Raw genomic sequence first — 22914 nt, forward strand, 5'->3', positions numbered from 1 at the left:
AATTCTTCCTAACCAATATAACAAAACTCACAGAACCCGCGAAGAACATCCCAGAAATATTCCGACGTGGTTTCTAACCGACCTCCGCCTGTCCCAGCATCTTTCGCACTGAAACCACGCTTTTAGCGCGGTGGTCGCCCAGTCTTTTTAACGGTTGTTGGGCAACAATTAATCGATGATTTTTCATATCGATGGTTTTTAAATCTGACACCGCTGGACTCTGCCGTCGCACGTGCGGGTTCTTGTTCATCACTAGGTTACGCACATTGTCATAAGTGATCACTAGCCCATCATGACTTTGCAAAAGCAGTTGGTCGGCAGTGACCGTGAACGTTCCTTCATCAATAATAAATTTAGCTGGTTGTTGGTTAGCCTCGCTAACCTTAGTCCGGTTTAAAATATATCGCCCACTTTTCCCTAAAAACAATACGTTGCTGCTTTGTGGTTCTTTATAAAAGAAGGTGCTTAGGTAAAAGTATCGTCGCTCTTGATAGATTTTAATTGCCATACCTCCAGCGATCATCGCGATTACGATCACCGCTATTCCAATGGTATCCATATTTAACAACCTCTCCAATTTAATACTTTTTCAATCATCACGTTCTCGTTTTTAAGCGTTGGTACACAGAGCATTTTAAACCAACCCATTTCAAAAATGTCGCTCCATCGAGCTTCCGAGTTCTCCCCGCTAAATCCCATCATCCGAGTCCGCATTTCGGCTAACCGGAGCATTTGGATCAAACCTTTTGATACTTGCGTGACTGGTGCTAATTAGGGCGTTAGCCAACTGATGCGCGTTCCCAAACGTTTGGAACATGGTTTCCATCAACGAAGCCAAATTACATCCCGCAACCACTTGCAGTTGCGCCACGTCTGCTGCCAATGTAGCCGCCACGTTGTACGGCGTTCCGCCAGCTAAATCAGTAAAAAACACGGTTTCCTCAAAAGGTGCAGCACCTAAGGCTTGGACGAATTCTTGATGTAATTCTTGGTCGCTCATCCCGGTCGTGAAATCAATAAATTGCCAATTTTCCGGCACCTTAATCAGTAAACTTAGGGCCGCTTGAATTCCAGACGCAAATCCGCCGTGGCCACTCACAATTACTTTAATCTCGTTCATCAATTATCTCCGTTTTATTCACTAATCACATCCAGCCAATTGCCGCCATAACAATTGACAAAGCAAAGGTCACCACAATCAACCAAATCGGGCTAATGTTCTTCCGCAACAGCCAAAACAGTAAGAATACGAAAGCAAATGGCAAAATGTTAGGAAAAATCTTGTCTAAAAGTTGCTTTTGCAGGTCAATAACGGTGTTCCCGGCCCCAATTTTAATGGTCAACTGCATCTTTACGTACGACGCAATTAGGGAACCAATTACGGTCAATCCCAGAATAGAAGCAACGTGCGAAATGACCGTCGAATTTTCTTGGATTACGTCAATAGCCTTGGTTCCCAGGTTATATCCAAGATGAGCCAGGGGCGCCCGGGACCAGAAGAGGAAGAGGTAAACCACGAAGAAGAGGATGGGGCCAAAGACGTTTCCGTTTTTAGCAATTGAGGCGCTAATCCCGCCCACAATCGGCATAATGGTAAACCAGAAAATTGCATCCCCGATTCCAGCCATCGGTCCGAACAACGCGTTCTTCAATCCTTTAATGGTGATCGAATCAACGTGTTCTTCTTCCATGGTCAATAATAATCCCATGAGGATGGGGTATAACGGTGGCGAGCTATTAATAAATTCCATGTTGTCAGTCATTACCCGCTTTAACCCCTCGGGATCGTCACGATAAATCTTCTCCCAATAGGGCAGCTGTGCCCACGTCCATCCTGGTGAATGCATTCGTTCGTAAGAAAACGAAGCCTGTACTAAGTTAGAACGAATACCGAGCATTGAAATTTCATGATTGCTGAAAATGGATTTTTTATTCTTAGATACCATCGTCCATGCCACCTCCTTGCGAACGTGCAGAAAGGTCCTTAATTTGGGCCTTTAATTCCATATTTTCCCGGGTCCGGAAGTATTCAATCGCGGCAAAAACGCCCCCGACCAATGCTACCGGCAATACGTTTGAAAATGGAATCATGCTGGCCATTACGAATCCCAAGACTAAGTACGGCATGTATTTAGGTTTCAGCATTACCTTAAGCAGCATTGCAAAACCAACCGCTGGTAAGATCCCACCAGCCAATTCAAAGCCGTGGGTCAACCAATGCGGCATCGAATTTACTAAAGCGTGCATTGGAGTTTGCGCAGCGTAGGCACTGAGGAAAGCTACCACGCCAAACGAAACAATGACAATCGTTAGCGGAATAAAATTAAGCCGTTTGAAATCACGGGCATTGCCTTCCGCTGCGTATTGGTCAAATTTAGACATGAATAGGGAAAATGATGAGTAGAAGAACAGTAAAATATACTGCATGAGCATCGCAAATGGCAACGATAAGCCAATCGCGGTGGTAGGGTTAGTATTATTCGTGGCCGCAATTACTACGGTCATGATCCCGCATAAAACTGTGTTAGGCGGTTGAGTTCCTCCCGCCGGGGTTAGTCCAGCAAAGGCTAATTCGGTCAGCCCGCCGGCAATGACCCCCAATTGTAAATCCCCTAAAATCAAACCAGTAATCGTGCAGACAATGATGGGCCGGAAAATGAAGAAAGCTTGCAGCCAAGCATCAAGGCCAGAAATCATTGCCCAAATCGCAATTAAAATACCTTGTGTGAGAGTAACCGACATTTATTTTCACCTCTCTTGATAAGCAGCGCGCAGTAGCTGAATCGTCAGGTATGTTTAAAACTAATTGGCTAAGCCCGAATACTCAAGTTACTGAGCACGTTTAGCGACATTGTTATAAAATTGGGGGGGCTAAAATCACTTCCTTTACACTAACTAGATGTTATTTCAACAATTGTTCGGTAATCGGATATTGTTTTTCACCAGGATAGTCTTGAATAAAAATTTCAATTCCCCGATTAGCTACTGCGAGGAGGTCGTGAACGTCTTGATCGTCAACGTAAACTTTTTTGGTGATTTCCCGTTTACCTTGCGCGAAATGCATGTTACCCACGTTAACTTTATTAACCGGCACGCCGCCTTCCACTAATTTAAGTAAGTCACCAGGCGTTTTTACCACCAAAAAAATGTGTTGTCGATCCGCAGCCTTGTTGATCACGTTAATCGTCTTTTCAATCGTAAAGAACCGAATATCCGCCCCGGAAGAATCCGCGGTGGTGGCCATCAACTTTTGTTGCAGTTCGTCATTGGCCGCGTCGTCATTAGCCACCACGATTAAGTTGGCCTTTACCGCCCTGGTCCAGGTCACCCCGACTTGTCCATGTACCAAACGATTATCAACTCGCGTCATTAAAATATTCGCTGCCATTACATCCATCTCCTCATCAGATAAATCCCATCTAACTTCAACAAGTGTAAACGTTTACAAATAAAGTATAACCTTTATCTAACCAAAGACAATCGTTAAATTGCCATTTTTTAATTAAAAATAGTTTGCGCTAACAACCTTATCTCTACACAATTTTTATCACCTTTAAGATGTATATACCAATTCTTGAACTTGAAAGTTTTACCAACTAAAAAAGTGCTTCTTCAGAACTTAAAAATCCTCAAGAAGCACTTTTGATGCTAATAAAGTCAGCACACCCAAATGATTTTATATTTTTTCCATCCTTCGGGTAGTGCTTAAACTACTAATCTTTACGGCCTTGACCAGCCAGCAAACTCATACAAATCCTGCGTTTAATCTTCCCGTTGAACTTCCACGACCGCCGGATTCTTCGCAATTTTCATTAAAACTGAGTCAATATCCTGCTTGTCAGTTAAAATTCCTTCCAATTCCACCGTAATCCGCTCGGTGGTTACGTTGCTGATGGAAAATGTATTCCGAGTGAACCCCACGTCATGAAAAATTGCGTGGATCGTCGATAAAGTCGTAGCGTCGTTTTTCAATAGAATCTGGCAGTGAAAATGTTTGTGCCGTAATAAATATTTTAAAACTAAATTGTCCCGGAACAAGGACTGCGAGGCCACAATCAGGAGGGCGGCCGCGATTCCGATGAAGTACAATCCCGAGCCAATTGCCATCCCGACCGCGGCAGTGGCCCACACCCCGGCGGCGGTAGTTAGGCCGTTAACACCGGCGCCCCGCACTAGGATGGTTCCGGCACCGATAAAACTAATCCCACTAATGATTTGCGCCGCAATCCGGGAAGGGTCTAACCCAATTCCAGGATGTTGCAACAAATCGTAGAAACCATATTTAGAGATTAACATGGCTAAGGCAGCTCCTAAAGCTACGATAATGTGCGTCCGAATTCCAGCATTTTTCAGCCGGGCCGACCGTTCGTAGCCAATAAAACCACCACAAATTGCCGCCACTACGAGCCGAAAACACCAGTCTAAATCCATGGCTTGCATTGTTTAACCCCCTTATAGCAATTAAGATCGTCCAAATTCTTCGCTTCAATTTTACCACTCTAAATAAAAACACGGTTCCCAGTAGCCTTTTGCCACCAAGAATCGTGTTTGGTTCGTTTAGAAATTGCTTTTAATAATCCTGCGAGACTTCGTCAACTGATCTACGTTATCTTCAAAATGTAATTTTAAAAAGGAGTAGTAGAGTAGATCAACCACGTACAGTTGGGCCATTAGCGAGGTCGTCGCCGCGCTTCGCAGTTGGTTACCTTCCCCGCTATCACTATGGGCAAGGACCACCGTGCTTTGTCGGGCCAGAGGACTGCTCAGTACCCGGGTAATCGCCACTACGGGCAAATCTAACGCCCGGGCTGCACTTAGTAATTGTAACGTCTCTTTAGTTTCTCCCGAGTTAGAGATCAGCACAACCACCCCACGGCCTTTGGACATCCCCGCTGCCAACAGGTGTACGTCTTGGGTTTGGGCGACTGGTTTCCCCAGCCGCACGAACTTCTGTTGCAAATCATCCGCTACTAAATGGGACGCACCCATCCCAAAAGTGTAAACCACGTCGGCTTGATCCACCAGTTTGGCTGCATTCCGGACTGCACCGCCCTTAACCGTTCGATTGGTTTGCTCGATGGTGTGGTTAATCCGGTATTCCATCTTTTGTTTCATCACTTCAAGTGTATCTGCCGGATCGATTTCTTCAAAGAACTTGTCGTTAACCATCGTTTCGTTTTTCAGGCGTTCTTTCAGCTCGGGTAACCCGTTTTTACAAACTCGTTTGGCTAAACGAATTACCGTTGCAGCGCTCGTTCCCACTTGATCAGCAACCTGTTTGGCATTGGAATCAATTACCGCTTGCGGATACTTAATGATAAAGCGGGCAACCTGCTTTTCCTTTTTGGTAAAATCACCCAACTGATTTTTCAAGGTAAATACAACACTTTTCATCGACACCCCTCCTCACGCTGGCGTAATGAATAAGTGGCTAGCGTTGATTCTCCATTAAAATTGACGTAGCTTGGACATCGGTTTGTCCAATTTTTTTATCAACTTGATAATCACCCGAATTGGTGATGATTGTCAAGGTCACTGGTGCAAGTTGTGCTTCCCGAATTACGGACCAATCGACCTTACCAATTACGTCACCTTGGTGCACTTGGTCACCAGCTTGAACGTTAATTTCAAAGCCTTTGCCATTTAACTTCACGGTATCTACTCCGATGTGGACGAGGACTTCTTCACCAATCTCATCTTGGAAACCAACCGCGTGCTTAGTGTCAGCAACCATAGTAACTTTTCCATCTACCGGAGCGTAAATTTGGGGATCAGTTTCGTCAGGCATTACCGCTACCGATTTTCCCATCACTTCTTGGGCCATCATTGGATCAGGAACTTGATCAAGCTCGACTATTTTACCGCTAACGGGAGTTGTCACGGTCGCTGAACCGCTACGCACAGCTGTCGCGCTGCTTGGCACGTCGTTTTGAACTTCATCTTGAACTTCAGCGTTAACTTCAGCATCGCCAACGAGGGCATCTTTAGGGATTCCAAAGAAGTAGGTTGCCACGAATCCGCCGGCATATCCAGCTAAGAGTCCGAGGACGTAGGCGTAAATGTGGCCGTTAGTGATTAACGGAATTAAAGCCACTCCGGAAGGGCCGATTGCAATTGCGCCCACGTGACCGAGGCCGCCAACTACGGCACCACCGATCCCACCACCGATACATGCGGTGATGAACGGTCGTCCTAGTGGCAACGTTACCCCGTAAATTAAGGGTTCGCCAATTCCCAGAATTCCAACTGGCAGAGCTCCTTTAATTAAGTTAGTCAATTGGCGGTTCCGCCGGCATTTAATCCAGAGGGCAAAGGCCGCGCCGACTTGTCCAGCACCCGCCATGGCAAGAATTGGCAATAACGGAGTCGCCCCCGTTTTGTTAATCATTTCAATATGGATCGGGGTTAGAATTTGGTGCAAACCAAACATTACCATTGGGAGGAATAAGGCTCCCAACGCAAATCCAGAAAACGCGCCGCCAATGTTTAAAATCCAGTTAATTGCACCAACTAGGGAACTTGAAATTACGCCAGCAATTGGCATCACTAGGAAAATGGTAAATATTCCAATAACTAATAACGTAATCGTTGGGGTCACAATAATATCAATTGAATCTGGTACCCAGCGATGAAGTTGCTTTTCGACTAAGGATAGTACCCAAACGGCAAAAATCACCCCAATGATTCCACCTTGGCCAGCACTCATGGGTTGCCCGTTAAAAATGTTGTGCAACGGAGCTTCGGGAGTCATCCCGTTTAACAAGGTTACCGCCCCGATTACACCCCCTAAACCAGGAGTCGCGCCGAACTCGGTCGCACTATTAATACCAACGTAAACGGAAAGGTAGGCAAACACCCCATTTTTAATGATGTTCAGTACTAAAATTAAATCCGTCCAACTCTTACTGATATCCCCAGCCACGAGTAAGTTGGAGAGCACCGCGGCAATCCCCCCAATTAATCCAGCCCCGACAAAGGCCGGAATCAACGGAATGAAGATGTTCGAAATCGATTTCAAAACTCGTTTTACGGGAGTTTGCTTTTGCTTAGCCTTTTGGGCCGCCTTCACTTGAGTAGCCTTGGCTTCCACAATCTCCTTGTCGGTCATCTTACTTGTATCCATCACCGTTTCAGGAAAAGGATCGCCCAGTTTTACTCCAACTTCGCGGACCATTTCTTCGGCAACTTTGTTAACCGTACCCGGACCCACGATTACTTGTAAAGTATCGTCGTCCACGACTCCCATCACACCGTCAATTTGTTTTAACCCGGCCATGTTAACCAAGCTAGGATCCTTAATGGTCATGCGCACCCGCGTCATACAATGGATCAGTTTGGCTACGTTGCCGGGACCGCCCACGTTAGCGTAAATTGCCTGCGCGATTTGCTTTACTTTTGCATCCGTCATTACTTTTTCCTCCTAATCAATCGTCTTTCTAACAAAACCGTGGGCTTCTTGAAGCCGCTTTTGAGCTTCCGCTTCGTCAACCCCCGTCAAAATCATCACGATGGCAACCTTAACGTTTTGGTGGGCCTTTTCAAACACTGTGGCTGCGGTCTCGTAATCTGCATCGGTGGCTTGCATAATAATGCGTTTAGAACGTTCCACCAATTTAGCGTTAGTTGGTTTAACGTCGACCATCAAATTCTTATAAACTTTTCCAATTCCGATCATCGAAACCGTTGAAAGCATGTTTAACACTAATTTCTGCGCGGTCCCCGATTTTAACCGGGTGGAACCGGTCAAGACTTCGGGACCCACCGGCACTTCAATCGCAATTTCGGCATGTTGACTAATTTCTGCATCCGCGTTGCAGGCCAAACTAATCGTGGCAGCGTGCATTTCTCGCGCGTAGTCTAATCCGCCAATTACGTACGGTGTCCGACCGCTAGCGGCGATTCCCACTACCGTGTCTTTATCCGTTAAGCGTCGTTTTTTTAAATCTGCCGGTCCTAAAGTCAAGGAATCTTCCGCGCCTTCTACCGCCACGGTCATCGCCTTTTCGTCTCCAGCAATTAGTCCTTGAACCATTTCCGGATCAGTACCAAACGTGGGCACGCATTCGGCAGCATCCAACACGCCTAACCGGCCGCTGGTTCCTGCACCCATATAAAAAAGCCGTCCGCCTTGCTTAAAGTTTTTGACAATTTGGTCCACCGCTTGAGTAATCTGCGGGAGCGCTTTTTGTACGCTTTGCGCCACGGTTTGGTCCTCGTGGTTCATAATTTCGAGGACTTCTGCCGTTGATAATTCATCCAACCGCATCGTCTGCGGATTACGGGTTTCCGTCGTTAACCGACTTAAATCTAACATTATTCTGCACCTCCATGTATTCGCTTTCATTTGAGTTGCTTAATTGTACCGCTTTTGAAATGCCATTTCAATAAAATTTGCAAATTTATTCAAAAATATGAAACCACATTTCATTTAAAAACGAATGTGTCTGCTAAGTTACCGGTTAATGGGCAAAATGGGCTTATTTTGCCTTAAATACTTGTTAGCGTGATAGCGCTTTGATAATATTCAAATGCAAAAAAATATTGATTAGTAATCATTTCGGAGGAGATTATTTTAATATGGAAGTCAAACTGAACTACTATGATGAATTTCAGCAGCTCAGCTCAAGTCAAGTTTTTTCGGATCAGAATCGGGATATTAATTTACCATTCATCAAAGATGCACGAATTTTTAGTGATACCACCCTTTATTTGCAAGATATTAGCCATTGGCGCTGCCCCGGTTCTACCTTGATTATTGACACCGAACGACCTCCCCATATTACTAATCAATCAACTCGAAAACTTATCCGTAACTTTTTACGCGACCAGCCCTGTTGCGACATCTTTTTACGCGTGGTAACCGATTATTTAGGTATTAAGCAAGCCCGCCCGGTGGTTTTAGGTACCCAACGGGTAGTACCGCTAAACGGAACTACCCGGCGGCCCGCAAATTGGATCTTTGCCCACCACCTCAGTGATTTTTATACGGACCAGCACCATCCGCACTCTTCGTTCTTGAATTTTGATTGTAACGGCAAGTGTCTCCAACTCCAGGTGCCGTTTAAAGAAACGTACATTCGGAATAAGTTACTGATGGCCCAGCAAATGGCCGAATTAACTTACCTAATAATGAAAGGCCTTTCAGAAACGTTCGGGATGGCAGTTATCAAACCGCGAAAAGAAGTTTTCGCGCGCATGGACCATTACCTTCAAAAACCTGCTTTACCAGCTAAGCCCCTAGACGAAACCTTTATTGGATTGTCCGCGCGTTTATTTGTCACGCTTAGCGAGTCATTTTTCGACGAATCGCTCATGTCCATGGAAGAAGCCACACATAAACTCAAAAAAATGAGCAATAATTTAGAGTTAATGTAATGTTTTTTGCCCTAATTTCTTAAAACAAAGTATAATAAAATTAGTTATAATTCGTACTTTAATTTAACTAAATTTAAACGTGTTGGCTGACACCTTGGGGGATTAGTTTTTATGAACGAAACACTAAATAGATGGATAAAGAAATTCAAGCACTGGATCAATCCGCGCGATCCGTACCAAAACGAATTTGTCGAAGACGACCTGTATCGGGGGCGGCGGTCCGCTAAACGACGGCATCGGCGCTTAGTGATGCGACGTTGGTCAATTTTAATTGGTAGCATTATTTTAGTGTGCGCCGTGCTTTTTGGCGGCGGATGGGGAATCAGCAAAACGCTCTACGCTAGCAAAGTTGACCGGCTACAGACCCGGATCGACCGCTTGTACGTCGATTCCCAACATTCGGATCTAAAAAAGAACGTCACCAAGCAACAAATTACTACGCTTAAGCATGACGTCGCTCAGTTAAAAGACCGGCCGAAGAAACAAACGTTACAAAAGGCCCAAAACCAAGCTGCCAACGCTTACCAAGTTCGGCAAGATTACCAACATTTGTTCAACCGGCAAAACCGGGTCGACTTGAAGGTGACTACTAAAAAAGTCAACCACCAAATGCAGACTTTGTCGGCAAACAGCGTTCCGCAAGCTTTCGATAAAAAGTATCAACAGCGTCTACAAAAAGTACGCCAAATTGTCCAAACGGCGGATAAACTTAGTCGCCGCTACAACACCATTATTAAAGCTCACCAACAAAACCAAAAAATTAGCGTTTCCACTATTGATGGGTTAATTAAGGACATGCGGAAGAATCAGCAGTCTCAACGGACCGTCGACGAACAAACTAAGTTAATTAGTTTGCGTTCAATCGTCAATAAGGAAAATAAAGCGGCCGAAAAAGCGGCACGAGAAGCAGCCATCGCAGCCCAAAAAGAAGCTGAAGAAGAAGCCGCACGCAAAGCAGCCGAAGAATCTGCTTCTAAAGAAGCTTCTAAATCAGCTTCCAAGGCGGCGGAAGCTAGTTCTAAGGCCGCGGCAGAGTCCAGTTCCAAGGCAGCCGAAGAAAGCGCAGCTGCCGCATCTTCAGCGGAAGAAGAAAGTTCTAGCTATGATAGTAGTTATACTGATGGGACTTACACTCCCGCATATGATGGTAATTATTCATCAAATAGTTACACTAACCCTGCTTATTACAATTACACGGACAGCGAATCTGACAATGGTTCCACCCAAAGTTAATATCAAAAACACGTAGTGGAAACAAAAGCTGACTAGCTAGTCTATGAAAATTAAAAGCAGCTGAAAAAACTAGTTTATTCCGCTTAATCAAAAACAAGAGTGGGACAAAAGTCGGGTAGTTTGCGAGCATTAACCAATAATTGACTTTTGGTACACGTTTTGGCTCTGTTGAAGTCAAAAAACCAAAATAAAAACGGTTCATGAGGAAGTTTCACTTCATGAACCGTTTTTTTGATTAGAGCCTTTTGTCACAGCCCCTTTTGGATTAATACTCACAAGCTACTCGACTTTTGTCGCACTTGCTTTTTACAATTTTTAGTGACCACCTAATCTTCAGGGTGATCCTGGTCCCATTTTTCTGCTTGGCTGATGGCAATCGGGATTGCCCGGTCTTCATCATAACCTTCTTGTAACAAAGCATTTGCAATTTCAATTGCTTTGTTACGCACCCGTTCCTTGAGATTTTTCATGGAGCTGGGATAATCTTTTTTTGTCCAAGGCATCGCCATTCCTCCTTAAAGGTTGATTGGTTCGCCACCAGTTACGCCGTAGATTTGGGAAGTTACGTAACTAGCTAAGTTGGACGCTAGGAAGACGTATGCTGGGGCTAATTCAGCTGGTTGTCCAGCCCGGCCCATCGGTGAATCTTGCCCAAATTCAGGGATCGAGGATTCTGGTTGACCATGATCCAATTGGATTGGAGTCCAAATTGGTCCTGGAGCCACGCCGTTAACCCGCACCCCTTGTTCAATCAGTTGTTGCCCCAAGTTAATCGTCATGTTCGCGATTGCTGCTTTAGTTGCGGCGTAATCTAACAATTGGGTGCTTGGGTTAAACGCTTGAATCGAGGTGGTGGTAACGATCGCGCCGCCAGCCGGAAGGTGCGGTTTGGCTGCCTTCACCATGGCTAACATGGCAACCACGTTCACGTCAAAACTATCCTTAATTTGTTGGATCGGCAGGTCGTCGATTTTTTCGTGCGCAATTTGTTGGGACGCGTTTAAAATTAACGTGTCGAGTGCACCAAATTCATCGACCACCCGTTGGATAATTTCTTCGGGAGCATTTGAATCGCGTAAATCAGCCGGGAGTAAGAGCGCTTGACGCCCTGCGGAAGTGATGTAGTGTTCCACTTCTTGCGCATCGGCTTCTTCACCTGGTAAAAATTGGATGGCTACGTCGGCGCCTTCCCGGGCAAATGCGATGGCCACCGCGCGACCAATTCCGGAATCACCCCCGGTTACAAGCACCTTTCGGTTTAACAGCAAGTCGTGACCTACGTAACTAGTTTCACCACAGTCGGGTACGGGGGTCATCTTCCCTTGGATCGCTGGGGTGTCCTGTTGTTGCGCCGGAAATTTATCCGTGTGGTACAGCGTACGGGGATCCTTTAAATCTGGTTGATTCATGTGCATACAACTCCTTTCTTTTGTAATTAGCATTTTAATATAATAGAATATTTTTAAAAAGAAAAAGGCTCACGTTATGTAAACGTTTAGCGAGAAAGGAGTTTCGGCATGCCTAATCACCACGTCCAGCTCAAAATTGAAACTTTCACCAGTGTTGATTCTCTCAACAATTTAATCCAAAAACATCAATGGCCGGCAACCATTACGGCAGGCCTGCAAACTCCCGAGGTCTTTCCCCGAACCATGCGTTTCAAGCATGGTGAAGACGAAATTGCCTATTTGATCGCGGTCTGTAACCTCGCGCCTACCGATAACATCCTTGACTCCCAGGTATTGTTAGACCCTTTAATCATCGTTTCAGAGCCGGAACAACTAACCTTTTTGGTCCACGAAGAATCGGCGAGCGCCACTGAAATTCAACAGCTTTACGAAACCACCCTGTTTAATTCCAACGAAGGCCTGATTGCCTGCTTCCTCTTAAAAATTTACTCCAACTATCGCGTAAAACTCGCGCATATTAAAGAGCAGCTCGAAGAAATTGAAGCACAGTCTACGGAAACCACCAAAAATGAATATCTCATCGAAATCAAAAATATCAAAAAAGAGGCCGTCATCTTAGAGCACACCCTTGATACCCAACATCAAGCGTTAGAACGGCTTTTTAAGTTAGCGGAATTTACCGATAATTTGGCGGACGAAGCAATGATTTACAACATAAAAACCGCTGAACGCCAAATCACGAAGTTAATTGCCATTTATCGTGACTTAATTGAAGCGATCAGCGGTTTATTTACCGACATTATGAGTAATCATTTGAACCACTTGATGAAGTATTTAGATTCCGCCGCCCTGGTCATTTCGGTCCCCTCGTTAATTGCCGGACTATGGGGAATGAACACCGGCGGGCTGCCTGGTGAACACACTAAATTCGGCTTTTTAATGATGATTATCGTCAGTTTGGTGCTCGCCTTGATTACTTGGCGAATTTTACGTTCCAAAAAGTATAACGACTAGTTGTCGTCGTTTTGCAAGAGAAATTTCAAATCGTCAATTTGGCGCTTAAGTTCCATTCCGATAGTCGTATCGGCAATGTTGCGCCGGGGAAGGTCCCGGTCGATCACCCGTTTCAAGGTTGCTGAGCCAGTCGTCGAATTATACAACTCGGCCACTCCCAAAAACGGCGTATGGGTAACGATTTGGAACCCGTATGAATTGTTGATCAGCGTATAACCGGCAATTCCAGTCGCCTTCTGATAGGCCTTCGATAAGCCGCCGTCAATTACTAAAATTTGACCACCGCCCTTGATTGGCGACTCGCCGTTGCCCACCTTTACCGGAGTGTGTCCATTAATAATGTAACTGGAGCGCTCGTCCAACCCGAATTTATCTAGAATATAGTGCGCCGTGGAAAGCCGGTCGCGAAGCATGAAGTACGGATTATCGCCTTCGCGGTGGGTCTTTTTGTTGTCAATAAAGTAGCGTTCAAACGTGGTCATGGCCGTCCGCCCGAAAAGCGGTGATTTTTTACCGATCCAGCAGTACCACATTAAGTCAGTATCATCGGTTTCGGTAAAATCAGTTTTGCTGGTGGCGGCCCGGATGCGCTGTTCAAAGAAATCAAGTAATTTTCGACCGGCATACCGGTGGCCCCGGTATTCAAACTCGTCAAAGTCGCCGTCCTCGGTTAACGGAATGCAACCGTGATACAACAAGTTATTATTGTAAATTAGGTACATGCTCCCCTTTCGCAAAATAAAGTCCATGTGGGCCTTAATTTGCGGGGCATGCCGAAACGAATACCCTAAACTTTGGATAACTTCCTGCTCTTCCGCGGTCAGTTCGTAGGGGTGTTGCGGATCCACCGTTTGAAAACACCCGTGGCTTAAAGGATAGGTCCGACCGCCAATTTCAACTGCGCCGGTGACCGCTTGTTGCAAAAACAGGCGGTTTTCCATTTCAAAGTCGGGTTGCCGGGCGATAATTTGGCCTTCTAGCTTGAATTGGATAATGGTCAAGGCTTGGTGAACCTTGGACAACAAATCCGCGTTTTGCTGGTTAAATTCTCCAGCTTTCGGGTAGAAAAATGGGTCGGCTTCGTAATGTTGGTCGGCAAAGGTAAACAACGCCCGTAAATTGATTCCGTATTCCCGTTCTAAATCAAAAATGTATCCGTACCGGGTTGCAATCCGGAAAAGGGTTGCGATGCAGGCCTGCGAACCGGCGTAACCGCCCAACCAGAGGACGTCGTGGTTTCCCCACTGAAAATCCAGGGAGTGGGCATTTTCCAACAGTTCCAAAACCTGGTTAGACTTTTGGCCCCGGTCAAAAACGTCGCCCACAATGTGAATGTGATCGATTACCAGCTTTTGAATTGTAGCAGCCAAGCTTTGAACGAAATCCTGCGCCCGGTTCAATTCAATGACCTTGTTAATGATTTGTGCGTAGTACTTCTGCTTATTTTTCGGACTGCCTTCTACGTACAGCAACTCTTCAATAATGTACGCATACTTCTTGGGCAACGTCTTCCGGACCTTTGAACGTGAATATTTGCTAGCGCAATATTGGGTGACCTCAATCATCCGTGGAATAATGGTGGTATACCACTGAATTAACTCGTCGGCACTTTTACCCTGTTGCACTTTTTCAATCATGAATTTAGGGTAGGCCACCACAAAGTTTAATTCCTTTTTATCAGCCGCCGCCATTTCAGGAAAACGGAGGTTGATTTTTTCACTAATGATCCCCGCTCCAGTCTTTAAAATGTGGTTGAGTCCGTCGTATTCGCCGTGAATGTCACTGATAAAATACTCGGTCCCTTTGGGCAAATTTAAAATCGCCTCCAGGTTGACGATCTCGGTTACAATCTCATCTTCGTTATTAAATTCTTTTTTTAGCTCTTCAAAGTATTTTTCTTTATACATTGGTATATACCCTTTTACGTTTAATTATTTATTTGATACTTTGATGATAACACAAAAATAAGCGCTTACAAGTTTAATTTATTAAACACCCTCCCCGTTATGGCAAAATTGGTAAACAGCAGTTATTTCCAATGATTTTTTAGTAATTTACTATTTTTCACTAAAAAATAACCCCTCCCATCCGCAACTTCATTGTTTGCGGACGGCAAGGGGTTATATTATTTTTACGTAACTTTACTAAATCTGATCCATTTTTACTACTGCTAGGCCAGCTACCGTGGCAACTAAAACGATGGCGAGGTAAACCATGTTTTGTGCACTGCCGACCGGGTTAGCAGAAAAGGCCATCCCGTAAAGTACGGGTCCTAAAGCCGCGATGAGGTAACCACCAGCTTGAGACATGCCGGATAGTTGCGCTGTTTGATATGGCGAAGCCGTCTTCATGGCAAACATGGTCATCACGAAAACAAAGAAGAGGTTTACCGAATAACCAATTAACAAGGCTTCAATTAACCAAAACCAAGTAGCGGCGGTATTTTGCACGAAGAGCATTCCGGCTGCCCCGAGGCCCACGATCCCTGCGGATAGAATCAACCCAACCTGAGTTTGCCGACTCACCCGGGTCAAGGTTTGGGGTAAAAATACCGAGACTGGTAAGCCGATCAACGAAAAGCACGCCATGATTGCTCCAATGATGCCCGAGCCAACGTGATGGTAGGCCATTAACGACGGCATCCACGCCGTAAAAGTGTACATCATTACCGATTGACAACCGAATACCAATAGAAAGCACCACGCCCGCTTATTTTGCCAAATCACCGTTTTAGTTGGGGCTTGATTGTCCGTCGGCGTTGGCACCCGTCCGTCCATCTCTTCTGGTAAATGGGGCACGATCAACCCCCACGTTAGCAAGGTCAGTACTGGCACCACCGTTAAAATCAATAACATCGTCCACCATCCGGTCAATTTAACGATTGGCGCGGTAATCAAGTTAAAAATTGCGCTACCCATCATCATTGAAAAAGTGTAGAGCGTGGTGTATAACCCAATCCGTTGCGGAAAATAGGCCGCCACAAACGACGGCATAAAAACGTTTAGGTAGGCGATTGCCACCCCGATTAAAATTGTACCGCCAATCATCGTGGGCATCGTTACAACCATTCGTAGCGCTGATCCAAGCACTAAAATGGCTAACGCCAGCAATAGTGACCGTTTAAAGCCCATCCGTTTTAAAATTTGTGAAGCAAAATTTGAAAACACCATGAACATCACTAATGGCACAGTGGTTAAAATCCCTAAGCTTCCCTGGGCCACTCGCAAACTTTGCGCTAAATTGCCCAAAATCAAGGGAATCGTAGTAATTGGGGTGCGCATCATCGACCCCACCAAAATCACCATCACCACTAAAACCATGGCAAAAATGCCCATTTTACTTTTTCTCCAGTTCATGCGTACCCTTCCTCACCTTAAATAATCATAGTTTTATTGTACCAGAGTATTTTAGGATTCTTCGGAAGTCCTTTAGTTTTGTCTAATCAGCTCTAAGGAAGCGCTCACAAAAAAACGAGACCGGAATTTCCGAATCTCGTTTTTGGCTTTAACTAACGCTGATTTTAGAAGGGATCCTTAACCGGAAATTCTTCTAACTGGCGTTTAATCATTGCCCGATGCAATTCTTCTTGCCGTTCAATTTCTGCCTTTTGTTCGGCAGTTAATTTTTCTTCATCGACATTGCAATCCATTTTAATGGCCTCCTCTAATCTTGAATCGGGCGAACCTGAACCAATGGCCCCTTAACCCCCGGCAAGATTCCGGCTTTGACCTTATCAGTCCGCGTCACGTGCGCCAACTGGAATTTATTTTTCTTCACTAGCATGGGGGTATGGGTTTTAAATGAACTTGGGAGAGATTCATTCGTACCATTCAATACAACCACCACCGCTTTAAATCCTGCTGGCGTAACCTCAATGGGGCTATAATGCAACGTGTCACTAAACATTTCAAAGACGGTCCCTTGCGGAATGTAGAAAATTTGCGCGTCGTCAACGGCGTGGAATTCGTAATTCCGTAAATCTCGTCGCTTTCCTAACACCATAATCACGTCGGTAAAGGTGATGTTCACTTCGCTACCTTGGTGAAATTCAACGGCTGAAAAGGCATCACAGTGGCCCACACACTGGCCTGCTGAAAGTGCCATTCCGCCAAAAACATCCCTGCTGATTTCATGGATCACGCTCATTTGTTCAATTGCAGGATTTTTCGGTACGTACTGGTTTGCAGCGGTAACTGCCACCCTAGCCATGTAATCGTTAATTTCCGTTAAATCAAATTGCTTATATACGATTCCATAATCCCGAAATTGTTCGTCACCCACCTGATAAATCGTTAACTGAGGGTTCGCCTTTTGGATTTTTTCATAGTTCGTCATCTTCTGGGCCTTTTCAAATTATTTTTGTACCTTTTCAAACCAAGGGGTCGCACTCTTTGCCAAAACCTTGTTCAAGTCTTCAATGTTCTTCTTACCTTGGGTTTGCAGCCACTTGCGACCAACTTCTTCGCTTTCGCCAGCAAATGGTTCAATTGCACCGCGCCAAGTTGCCCGGCCACAAAGGACCCCATTGAATTTTGAACCCGCATCGTGCGCAAATTGGAGTTCTTCTTGGAATAATTCTGCAGAAACACCAGCACTCAAGAAGATGAATGGTAAGTCGGTAGCGTCGCTTTGTTCCTTGTAGTACTTCGCAGCTTCTTCCTTGCTGTAAACTACGTCGGCGTCATTTTCCGCAAAACCTTCTACGTAAGCTTGGTTAACTGGTACTTCCAGTTTCAAAACGTCGACGCCGTATTCGGGTTTAGAAAATTCCTTAGTCATTTCGATAACCTTGTGCGGTTTAACCTTAGCGTATTCCTTACCCTTTACGTCATCATTGTTAGCATCGTACGAAACTAGTTCCAGGAAGAACGGAATGTCTTCAGCCTTGCATTCGTCGCCGAGCCGTTGAATGAAGGCGTGCTTACGTCCGTTGATTTCTTCACCTTCGTCAACATCGTAATACAACAAGAATTTGATGGCGTCCGCACCTAATTCCTTAAGTTTACGTACTGACCATTGATCAAGGATGTCTGGAAAACGGCCTGGTTCAGTTGCGTCATAACCAGTCTTTTCATAAGCCGTTAGTAGGCCAGCGTTTTCGTCGCGAACTCGTGCTGCGGGAATGCCGTATTCTGGGTCAAGCAAAATTCCGCTTGCGTATGGAGTCAATTCGGAAGAAATCGCCACCTTAAAGTCTTCGATTTCTTTTTGACTAGCTTCGTGTCCGCTTGCCGCGCTAATCATCTTTTTCAACGAACCGCGTTGGTCGATTGCCAAAGCGCTGATTACGCCGTTTTCATCTGATAAAGCCTTCAGTCCCCGTAGTTTTCCTTCTGTCAATGTTTTCATAGTGTCCAACTTCCCCTTTTCGTTTAAAAAAATATTTTTGAATGCCCTTTCAGGTACCGCTTACAATTTTAACAAAAATTTGCACAAATTGATAATCGACCTAATTAATCGTGGTAAAATCCTTCAGCCCACTTTTCGTTTTCTTCGTCAAAGAAGTGTGGATTATCCTTTTGATCTGGGTTTGGTGTAGCAATGTGATCAATTTTGTCGATCAACTTCTTGTTTTCTTCGGTTTCCTTGTATTCTGAATCCAAGAACACCTTAATAATGTCTTCGCAGAGGTGTTCGCCAACGGTTGCGCCGCCAAAACCAATTACGTTAGCGTTAAGTTCTTCCTTAGCGTAACGTGCGGCAACTAGGTTAGAAACTAACGCAGCCCGGACACCTTCGTTCTTATCGGCCGCGGTACTAATCCCGATTCCGGTTCCACAAAGTACCACGCCAAGGTCTGCACGACCATCCGCCACGTCTTCAGCAACCCGTTTCCCGTAAATTGGGTAGTGGGTCCGGGTGGTGTCGTAAGTTCCTTCATCAATTACTTCGTGACCTAAGGATTTCAAAAAATTTGATAATTGAATTTTTACGTCTGTAACGATATGGTCGTTTCCAATTGAAATAATCATTCTATGCTTCCTCCCTAATTAAATCATTTTGTTAAGCATGTCTAAGCGGATTTGATGACGACCCCCGGCATACTCAGTATCTAGGTAATATTGCACAATGTTGTAAGCCAATTTTTCACCAACGACGCCGGCACCGATGGCAATGGCTTTGGCACCGTTATGCATGGCGGTCATGTGAGCGGTGTTTTCTTCGACTACGTTAGCCGTGACCATGCCCTTGACCTTGTTGCTAGCCATTGCTGAACCAACCCCGTATTCGTCAAACATGATAGCCTTTTCAATTTTGTCGTTCAAAACCTTATCCGTAACGGCTAAGGAAGAGTCTACGAAGTCCGCTTGGGGAGTTTCACTAACGTCAACCACTTCGTAATCATGTTCTTTAAGGTAAGTCTTTACCTTTTCCTTCAAGTCAAAACCTGCTTTATCTGCACCTACTACAACTTTCATGTTCACTGCTCCTTTTCTTATTCAATCTTTTTAGCAACGTGGACGGCGGTAATTTGCTGGTAACGTCGTAAGATTGCTGGTTTAACGCCCGCATCGGTAATCAAACCGTTAACGTTACTTAAATCATAGAAATTATAGAAATCATCGTGATCTAACTTATGGTGGTCAGCCACAATATACTTATTCTGCGATTGCTCCAAAGCAACCCGTTGCGACGCGCCTTCATCGGTATCTGCATTCATCACGCTTGTGTTCGAGATTCCGTTAACCCCCACAAATGCCTTATGCATTTTAATGTTGCGTAAAAATTCTTCCGCTAAACTCCCCACAAACGCACCGCTCCGGCGTCGGTAGGTTCCCCCAACTAAGCAAAGGTCAAAGTCGTGCTCATCTGAAAAACGTTGAAAAACTGGCAAACTGTTGGTCACGATTCGTAAATCATCGATTTCCAAATACTTGGAAACCAATTCATTCGTCGACCCCGGACCAAGAAAAACAGTTTCGTTAGGTTTAATCATACTTGCCACTGCTTTAGCGATTTCATTTTTTTCAGCTAAATGAATTTTACGTTTTTGAATATATGAGGGTTCGGTTTGCGACACTAAGTTAACGCTTTGAGCCCCGCCGAAAACTCGCACAATTTTCTCCTGCTTCTCGAGTTCGTCGAGGTCCCGCCGAATAGTCATTGACGAAACTGACAGCTTATCGACCAAATCGTTAACCGTGATCGTTCCTTTACTATTAACTGCGTTCAAAATTTTCATCATTCGTTCATTTTTTAGCACTCGCACCCCTCCTTTTTACTTTTTAAATGTTTGTTTTTGTTCATTTGTGTTACAAACTAAGAATAATATTTGCATTCCCGAATGTCAACGCTTTAATTAATCCAAGCCCAACCAAAAAAACTGGTTGACAATATGAAAGCGCTTAATTAGAATGTAGCTGTAATCAAAAATAAACAAAGGCAAACATAAATAAACTTTACCTTGCCAATGTTTGAAAGAGGTGATCTGTATATGAGCGAAACAGCAATCGAATCTCTATTTGATCCAAAGATTGTCTATGTTAGTTCAGGTACAACCAGACAGGCCGTTTTCAAGGAAGTCGCCGACGACTTAGTTGAAAAGGGATACGTTAAGGATAACTTTCTCGACAATCTGAATAGCAGAGAAGATGCTTATCCGACGGGCATGGATTTATCGGTGGTGGGATCCCAATATCCAAACGTCGCCATTCCTCATACGGAAGCCAACTTTGTTTATAAGCGCCGGATTGTTCCCGTAAAGCTCGCACATCCCGTCGAGTTTCATAACATGATCAATCCCACGCAAACCATGACCGTCCGCTTTTTATTCATGATTTTGAATAACGACCCGGAAGGTCAAGCTAACGTGCTTGCTGAAATCATGGAGTTTTTGACTCACACCCCGTGGGATAGCCTGCAACACCTGTTTGCAAGTGATTCCCCGGAAGAGATCTTTGATTTCTTGTCGACTAACTTTGATGAAAAATAATTAAATTACTTATGTGGAGGTATTTATTATGATTAAAATGTTAACTGCTTGTGGTGCTGGTGTTAATTCAAGTCATCAAATTAAGGATGCTGTCGAAGAAGAAATGAAGAACCGTGGTTACGACGTTTCTGTTGACGCAGAAATGATCAAAGACGTTACTCCTGAAAAGATGGAAGGCGTTCAAATTTTCTTACCAATCAACCATCCTGACCTTGGCTTTGACATTGATATTCCTGAAATCGATGCTGGGGCAATTCTTTACCGGATGCCCGCAATGGCTAAACCTGTTTACGACCAAATCGAAGCAGAAATCAAGAAAATCCAAGGCTAATTAACTGCTTAAACAAAGGGGAATCCCCAATTGGCTCGGATTCCCCTTATTTAATACCATTCAAGTAAGCGCCTTCATTGTTTTAGACGGCGTTCCCCATGGCTGCTCATTTTAAGCGGTCATTAATCAATCTGGTTTCAATTTTATAAATCATAACTACAACTAAATAAAGGAGTGAGATTATATGAATGGAATCATTCATTTTGCCAACCTGATTTTCAAGCCAATCATTGACTTGGGGGCTGCCCCAATCATGCTGATTGTTTTAACTTTATTGGCTTGGGCATTAGGCGTTAAGTTTTCCAAAGCCTTGGAAGGCGGTATTAAGCTCGCGATTGCTTTAACCGGGATTAGTGCCATTATTAATATTTTAACCACCGCTTACCAAGCTCCTTTGGCCGCTTTTGTTAAGTCGACAGGGATTAATCTGTCGGTTACCGACGTTGGTTGGGCTCCATTGGCTACCATCACCTGGGGCTCGCCATACACCCTGTTCTTCTTACTTTTGATGGTAATTTTGAACTTGATTATGTTGGCTTTGAAATGGACCAACACTTTGGACGTCGACGTGTTTGACATCTGGCACATTTCATTTACGGCATTGATGGCAATGTACTTTGGTGCCAATTTATTAATTGCAATTATTTTGATTTTAATTATCGGTATTCTAAAGATTATCAACTCCGACTTAATGAAGCCCACGTTTAACGATTTATTAAACGCGCCAGATGATAACCCAATGACTACTACCCATTTAAACTACATGATGAACCCGATAATCATGCTGTTCGACAAGATTTTTGACAAAATTTTCCCATGGTTAGATAAGTACGACTTTGACTCTGCTGAATTAAACAAACGGATTGGATTCTGGGGCAGCCACTTTGCCATTGGTTGCTACCTAGGGGTCTTTATCGGTCTAGTTGCTCGGCAAGATCCAAAAGAAATTTTGACTTTAGCCTTTACCGGCGGGGTCTGCTTGCAGTTATTCTCCCAAATTGGAGCTTGGTTCATCGCTGCTGTTGAACCACTTTCCCAAGGGGTTACTGACTTAGCTAACAAGCACCCTCACGGACGGAAGTTAAACATTGGTTTGGACTGGCCATTTATCGCAGGACGTGCTGAAATCTGGGCAGCTGCTAACGTTTTAGCACCAGTGATGTTGCTTGAAGCCTTAGTATTGCCTGGCAACCACATCCTTCCACTTGGTGGAATCATCGCGATGGGAGTTACTCCCGCGCTGTTGGTGGTTACCCGCGGTAAGATTATTCGGATGATCGTCATCGGGGCTATTGAAATGCCAATCTTCCTTTGGGCCGGTACTTTAAGTGCTCCATTCATTACCAACGTTGCTAAACAAGTGGGGGCTTTCCCAGCAGGTTTGAGCGCTGGTACTAAGATTGCTGAATCAACCAAGGAAGGACCAATCGAACAATTCTTAGCTTACTTAGTTGGTAAAGCTTCGACTGGTGAAATCACCTTCATGATTTACGCGTTGTTAGCACTCGCTGCTTACGTCCTCCTCTTCTGGTGGTACGCAAAACAAATGAAGAAACGCAATGCTGCTTACGCTGCTGAAAAAGCCGCTAACGCAAAATAATTTTTAACCGAAAGGAACC

Annotated in this window: 24 protein-coding genes and 1 pseudogene; 6 read left to right on the plus strand and 19 right to left on the minus strand. The window is 44.6% G+C overall.

Annotation, left to right across the window (positions count from 1 at the left end):
- Positions 1 to 73 precede the first annotated feature (73 nt).
- From I6H64_RS08305 to murQ, 9 genes are all read right to left on the minus strand, one after another.
- The gene (locus I6H64_RS08305; protein WP_008841721.1) at positions 74 to 559 is read right to left on the minus strand and encodes a hypothetical protein; all 486 of its coding nucleotides are present in this window, start codon (positions 557 to 559) and stop codon (positions 74 to 76) included.
- Positions 560 to 688: 129 nt separating this feature from the next.
- Positions 689 to 1120: a PTS sugar transporter subunit IIA gene (locus I6H64_RS08310; RefSeq protein WP_008841722.1), complete on the minus strand. Its 432-nt coding sequence runs from the start codon at positions 1118 to 1120 to the stop codon at positions 689 to 691.
- Positions 1121 to 1145: 25 nt separating this feature from the next.
- Positions 1146 to 1946, minus strand: coding sequence for a PTS galactosamine transporter subunit IID (gene agaD / locus I6H64_RS08315; RefSeq protein WP_056985159.1), 801 nt, complete (start codon positions 1944 to 1946; stop codon positions 1146 to 1148).
- Positions 1936 to 2742, minus strand: a complete 807-nt coding sequence (gene agaC / locus I6H64_RS08320) for a PTS galactosamine transporter subunit IIC (protein ID WP_008841725.1) — start codon at positions 2740 to 2742, stop codon at positions 1936 to 1938. The genes agaD and agaC overlap by 11 nt, the downstream gene beginning before the upstream one ends.
- Before the next feature lie 160 nt (positions 2743 to 2902).
- On the minus strand, positions 2903 to 3397 hold the full coding sequence (gene agaB / locus I6H64_RS08325; RefSeq protein ID WP_008841726.1) for a PTS galactosamine transporter subunit IIB: 495 nt from the start codon (positions 3395 to 3397) through the stop codon (positions 2903 to 2905).
- A gap of 365 nt (positions 3398 to 3762) precedes the next feature.
- A complete protein-coding gene (locus I6H64_RS08330; RefSeq protein WP_008841727.1) occupies positions 3763 to 4440 on the minus strand; it encodes an MgtC/SapB family protein in 678 nt (225 codons plus the stop codon).
- Positions 4441 to 4557: 117 nt separating this feature from the next.
- Positions 4558 to 5394: a MurR/RpiR family transcriptional regulator gene (locus tag I6H64_RS08335; RefSeq protein ID WP_008841728.1), complete on the minus strand. Its 837-nt coding sequence runs from the start codon at positions 5392 to 5394 to the stop codon at positions 4558 to 4560.
- A 37-nt stretch (positions 5395 to 5431) separates the two neighbouring features.
- Positions 5432 to 7408, minus strand: coding sequence for a glucose PTS transporter subunit IIA (locus I6H64_RS08340; protein ID WP_056985157.1), 1977 nt, complete (start codon positions 7406 to 7408; stop codon positions 5432 to 5434).
- Positions 7409 to 7420: 12 nt separating this feature from the next.
- Entirely contained in the window at positions 7421 to 8314 is an 894-nt protein-coding gene (gene murQ / locus I6H64_RS08345) for an N-acetylmuramic acid 6-phosphate etherase (RefSeq protein WP_008841731.1), read from the minus strand.
- Between the two features lie 263 nt (positions 8315 to 8577).
- Here murQ and I6H64_RS08350 point away from each other — a divergent pair, with 263 nt between their 5' ends.
- Both I6H64_RS08350 and I6H64_RS08355 read left to right on the plus strand, forming a co-directional pair.
- Positions 8578 to 9375: a hypothetical protein gene (locus tag I6H64_RS08350; protein ID WP_008842255.1), complete on the plus strand. Its 798-nt coding sequence runs from the start codon at positions 8578 to 8580 to the stop codon at positions 9373 to 9375.
- Positions 9376 to 9486: 111 nt separating this feature from the next.
- Positions 9487 to 10608 carry a hypothetical protein gene (locus I6H64_RS08355; RefSeq protein WP_024862710.1) on the plus strand — a complete coding sequence of 374 codons (1122 nt, stop codon included), beginning with the start codon at positions 9487 to 9489 and terminating at the stop codon, positions 10606 to 10608.
- 341 nt (positions 10609 to 10949) lie between these two features.
- Here the strand turns inward: I6H64_RS08355 and I6H64_RS08360 are convergent.
- Both I6H64_RS08360 and I6H64_RS08365 read right to left on the minus strand, forming a co-directional pair.
- Positions 10950 to 11111: pseudogene (locus tag I6H64_RS08360) on the minus strand (DUF2188 domain-containing protein); the annotation flags it as partial.
- 12 nt (positions 11112 to 11123) lie between these two features.
- Entirely contained in the window at positions 11124 to 12017 is an 894-nt protein-coding gene (locus tag I6H64_RS08365; protein WP_056985155.1) for an SDR family oxidoreductase, read from the minus strand.
- A 108-nt stretch (positions 12018 to 12125) separates the two neighbouring features.
- Here I6H64_RS08365 and I6H64_RS08370 point away from each other — a divergent pair, with 108 nt between their 5' ends.
- Positions 12126 to 13031 (plus strand): CorA family divalent cation transporter, encoded by a 906-nt coding sequence (locus tag I6H64_RS08370; RefSeq protein ID WP_008842249.1) that lies wholly within the window; start codon positions 12126 to 12128, stop codon positions 13029 to 13031.
- On the opposite strand, the gene I6H64_RS08375 is transcribed toward I6H64_RS08370, so the two are convergent.
- From I6H64_RS08375 to I6H64_RS08405, 8 genes are all read right to left on the minus strand, one after another.
- Positions 13028 to 14938: a fructose-bisphosphatase class III gene (locus tag I6H64_RS08375; protein WP_008842248.1), complete on the minus strand. Its 1911-nt coding sequence runs from the start codon at positions 14936 to 14938 to the stop codon at positions 13028 to 13030. The genes I6H64_RS08370 and I6H64_RS08375 overlap by 4 nt on opposite strands.
- A 237-nt stretch (positions 14939 to 15175) precedes the next feature.
- A complete protein-coding gene (locus I6H64_RS08380) occupies positions 15176 to 16387 on the minus strand; it encodes an MFS transporter (RefSeq protein WP_056985153.1) in 1212 nt (403 codons plus the stop codon).
- Between the two features lie 164 nt (positions 16388 to 16551).
- On the minus strand, positions 16552 to 16680 hold the full coding sequence (locus I6H64_RS10245) for a hypothetical protein (RefSeq protein WP_002830842.1): 129 nt from the start codon (positions 16678 to 16680) through the stop codon (positions 16552 to 16554).
- Positions 16681 to 16694: 14 nt separating this feature from the next.
- Positions 16695 to 17366, minus strand: coding sequence for a DUF4867 family protein (locus I6H64_RS08385; protein WP_008842244.1), 672 nt, complete (start codon positions 17364 to 17366; stop codon positions 16695 to 16697).
- An 18-nt stretch (positions 17367 to 17384) separates the two neighbouring features.
- Positions 17385 to 18380 carry a tagatose-bisphosphate aldolase gene (lacD, locus tag I6H64_RS08390; RefSeq protein ID WP_008842243.1) on the minus strand — a complete coding sequence of 332 codons (996 nt, stop codon included), beginning with the start codon at positions 18378 to 18380 and terminating at the stop codon, positions 17385 to 17387.
- A 104-nt stretch (positions 18381 to 18484) separates the two neighbouring features.
- Positions 18485 to 19003, minus strand: a complete 519-nt coding sequence (lacB, locus tag I6H64_RS08395; protein WP_002830646.1) for a galactose-6-phosphate isomerase subunit LacB — start codon at positions 19001 to 19003, stop codon at positions 18485 to 18487.
- 18 nt (positions 19004 to 19021) lie between these two features.
- Entirely contained in the window at positions 19022 to 19450 is a 429-nt protein-coding gene (gene lacA, locus I6H64_RS08400; RefSeq protein ID WP_008842242.1) for a galactose-6-phosphate isomerase subunit LacA, read from the minus strand.
- A 17-nt stretch (positions 19451 to 19467) separates the two neighbouring features.
- The gene (locus I6H64_RS08405) at positions 19468 to 20235 is read right to left on the minus strand and encodes a DeoR/GlpR family DNA-binding transcription regulator (RefSeq protein ID WP_024862720.1); all 768 of its coding nucleotides are present in this window, start codon (positions 20233 to 20235) and stop codon (positions 19468 to 19470) included.
- Between the two features lie 231 nt (positions 20236 to 20466).
- Between I6H64_RS08405 and I6H64_RS08410 the strand changes: the two genes are divergently transcribed.
- The 3 genes from I6H64_RS08410 to I6H64_RS08420 all read left to right on the plus strand — a co-directional run bounded on the left by I6H64_RS08410 (position 20467) and on the right by I6H64_RS08420 (position 22895).
- Complete coding sequence (locus I6H64_RS08410) at positions 20467 to 20964, plus strand: PTS sugar transporter subunit IIA (protein WP_008842240.1); 498 nt, start codon at positions 20467 to 20469, stop codon at positions 20962 to 20964.
- A 28-nt stretch (positions 20965 to 20992) separates the two neighbouring features.
- Positions 20993 to 21295 (plus strand): PTS sugar transporter subunit IIB, encoded by a 303-nt coding sequence (locus I6H64_RS08415; RefSeq protein WP_002830837.1) that lies wholly within the window; start codon positions 20993 to 20995, stop codon positions 21293 to 21295.
- A 184-nt stretch (positions 21296 to 21479) separates the two neighbouring features.
- A complete protein-coding gene (locus tag I6H64_RS08420) occupies positions 21480 to 22895 on the plus strand; it encodes a PTS transporter subunit IIC (RefSeq protein ID WP_056985151.1) in 1416 nt (471 codons plus the stop codon).
- Positions 22896 to 22914: the final 19 nt, after the last annotated feature.

This window comes from Pediococcus acidilactici (genome assembly GCF_016127815.1).
Classification (GTDB): domain Bacteria; phylum Bacillota; class Bacilli; order Lactobacillales; family Lactobacillaceae; genus Pediococcus; species Pediococcus acidilactici.

Coding starts and splice junctions, on each gene's coding strand:
- agaB (WP_008841726.1), bottom strand. CDS start 3,397: ATGGATGTAATGGCAGCGAATATTTTAATGACGCGAGTTGATAATCGT.
- murQ (WP_008841731.1), bottom strand. CDS start 8,314: ATGTTAGATTTAAGTCGGTTAACGACGGAAACCCGTAATCCGCAGACG.
- I6H64_RS08355 (WP_024862710.1), top strand. CDS start 9,487: ATGAACGAAACACTAAATAGATGGATAAAGAAATTCAAGCACTGGATC.
- lacD (WP_008842243.1), bottom strand. CDS start 18,380: ATGAAAACATTGACAGAAGGAAAACTACGGGGACTGAAGGCTTTATCA.
- I6H64_RS08340 (WP_056985157.1), bottom strand. CDS start 7,408: ATGACGGATGCAAAAGTAAAGCAAATCGCGCAGGCAATTTACGCTAAC.
- I6H64_RS08380 (WP_056985153.1), bottom strand. CDS start 16,387: ATGAACTGGAGAAAAAGTAAAATGGGCATTTTTGCCATGGTTTTAGTG.
- I6H64_RS08375 (WP_008842248.1), bottom strand. CDS start 14,938: ATGTATAAAGAAAAATACTTTGAAGAGCTAAAAAAAGAATTTAATAAC.
- I6H64_RS08420 (WP_056985151.1), top strand. CDS start 21,480: ATGAATGGAATCATTCATTTTGCCAACCTGATTTTCAAGCCAATCATT.
- I6H64_RS08370 (WP_008842249.1), top strand. CDS start 12,126: ATGCCTAATCACCACGTCCAGCTCAAAATTGAAACTTTCACCAGTGTT.
- I6H64_RS08385 (WP_008842244.1), bottom strand. CDS start 17,366: ATGACGAACTATGAAAAAATCCAAAAGGCGAACCCTCAGTTAACGATT.
- I6H64_RS08335 (WP_008841728.1), bottom strand. CDS start 5,394: ATGAAAAGTGTTGTATTTACCTTGAAAAATCAGTTGGGTGATTTTACC.
- I6H64_RS08330 (WP_008841727.1), bottom strand. CDS start 4,440: ATGCAAGCCATGGATTTAGACTGGTGTTTTCGGCTCGTAGTGGCGGCA.
- I6H64_RS10245 (WP_002830842.1), bottom strand. CDS start 16,680: ATGGATTGCAATGTCGATGAAGAAAAATTAACTGCCGAACAAAAGGCA.
- I6H64_RS08350 (WP_008842255.1), top strand. CDS start 8,578: ATGGAAGTCAAACTGAACTACTATGATGAATTTCAGCAGCTCAGCTCA.
- agaC (WP_008841725.1), bottom strand. CDS start 2,742: ATGTCGGTTACTCTCACACAAGGTATTTTAATTGCGATTTGGGCAATG.
- I6H64_RS08365 (WP_056985155.1), bottom strand. CDS start 12,017: ATGAATCAACCAGATTTAAAGGATCCCCGTACGCTGTACCACACGGAT.
- I6H64_RS08415 (WP_002830837.1), top strand. CDS start 20,993: ATGATTAAAATGTTAACTGCTTGTGGTGCTGGTGTTAATTCAAGTCAT.
- I6H64_RS08310 (WP_008841722.1), bottom strand. CDS start 1,120: ATGAACGAGATTAAAGTAATTGTGAGTGGCCACGGCGGATTTGCGTCT.
- I6H64_RS08410 (WP_008842240.1), top strand. CDS start 20,467: ATGAGCGAAACAGCAATCGAATCTCTATTTGATCCAAAGATTGTCTAT.
- I6H64_RS08305 (WP_008841721.1), bottom strand. CDS start 559: ATGGATACCATTGGAATAGCGGTGATCGTAATCGCGATGATCGCTGGA.
- agaD (WP_056985159.1), bottom strand. CDS start 1,946: ATGGTATCTAAGAATAAAAAATCCATTTTCAGCAATCATGAAATTTCA.
- lacB (WP_002830646.1), bottom strand. CDS start 19,003: ATGATTATTTCAATTGGAAACGACCATATCGTTACAGACGTAAAAATT.
- lacA (WP_008842242.1), bottom strand. CDS start 19,450: ATGAAAGTTGTAGTAGGTGCAGATAAAGCAGGTTTTGACTTGAAGGAA.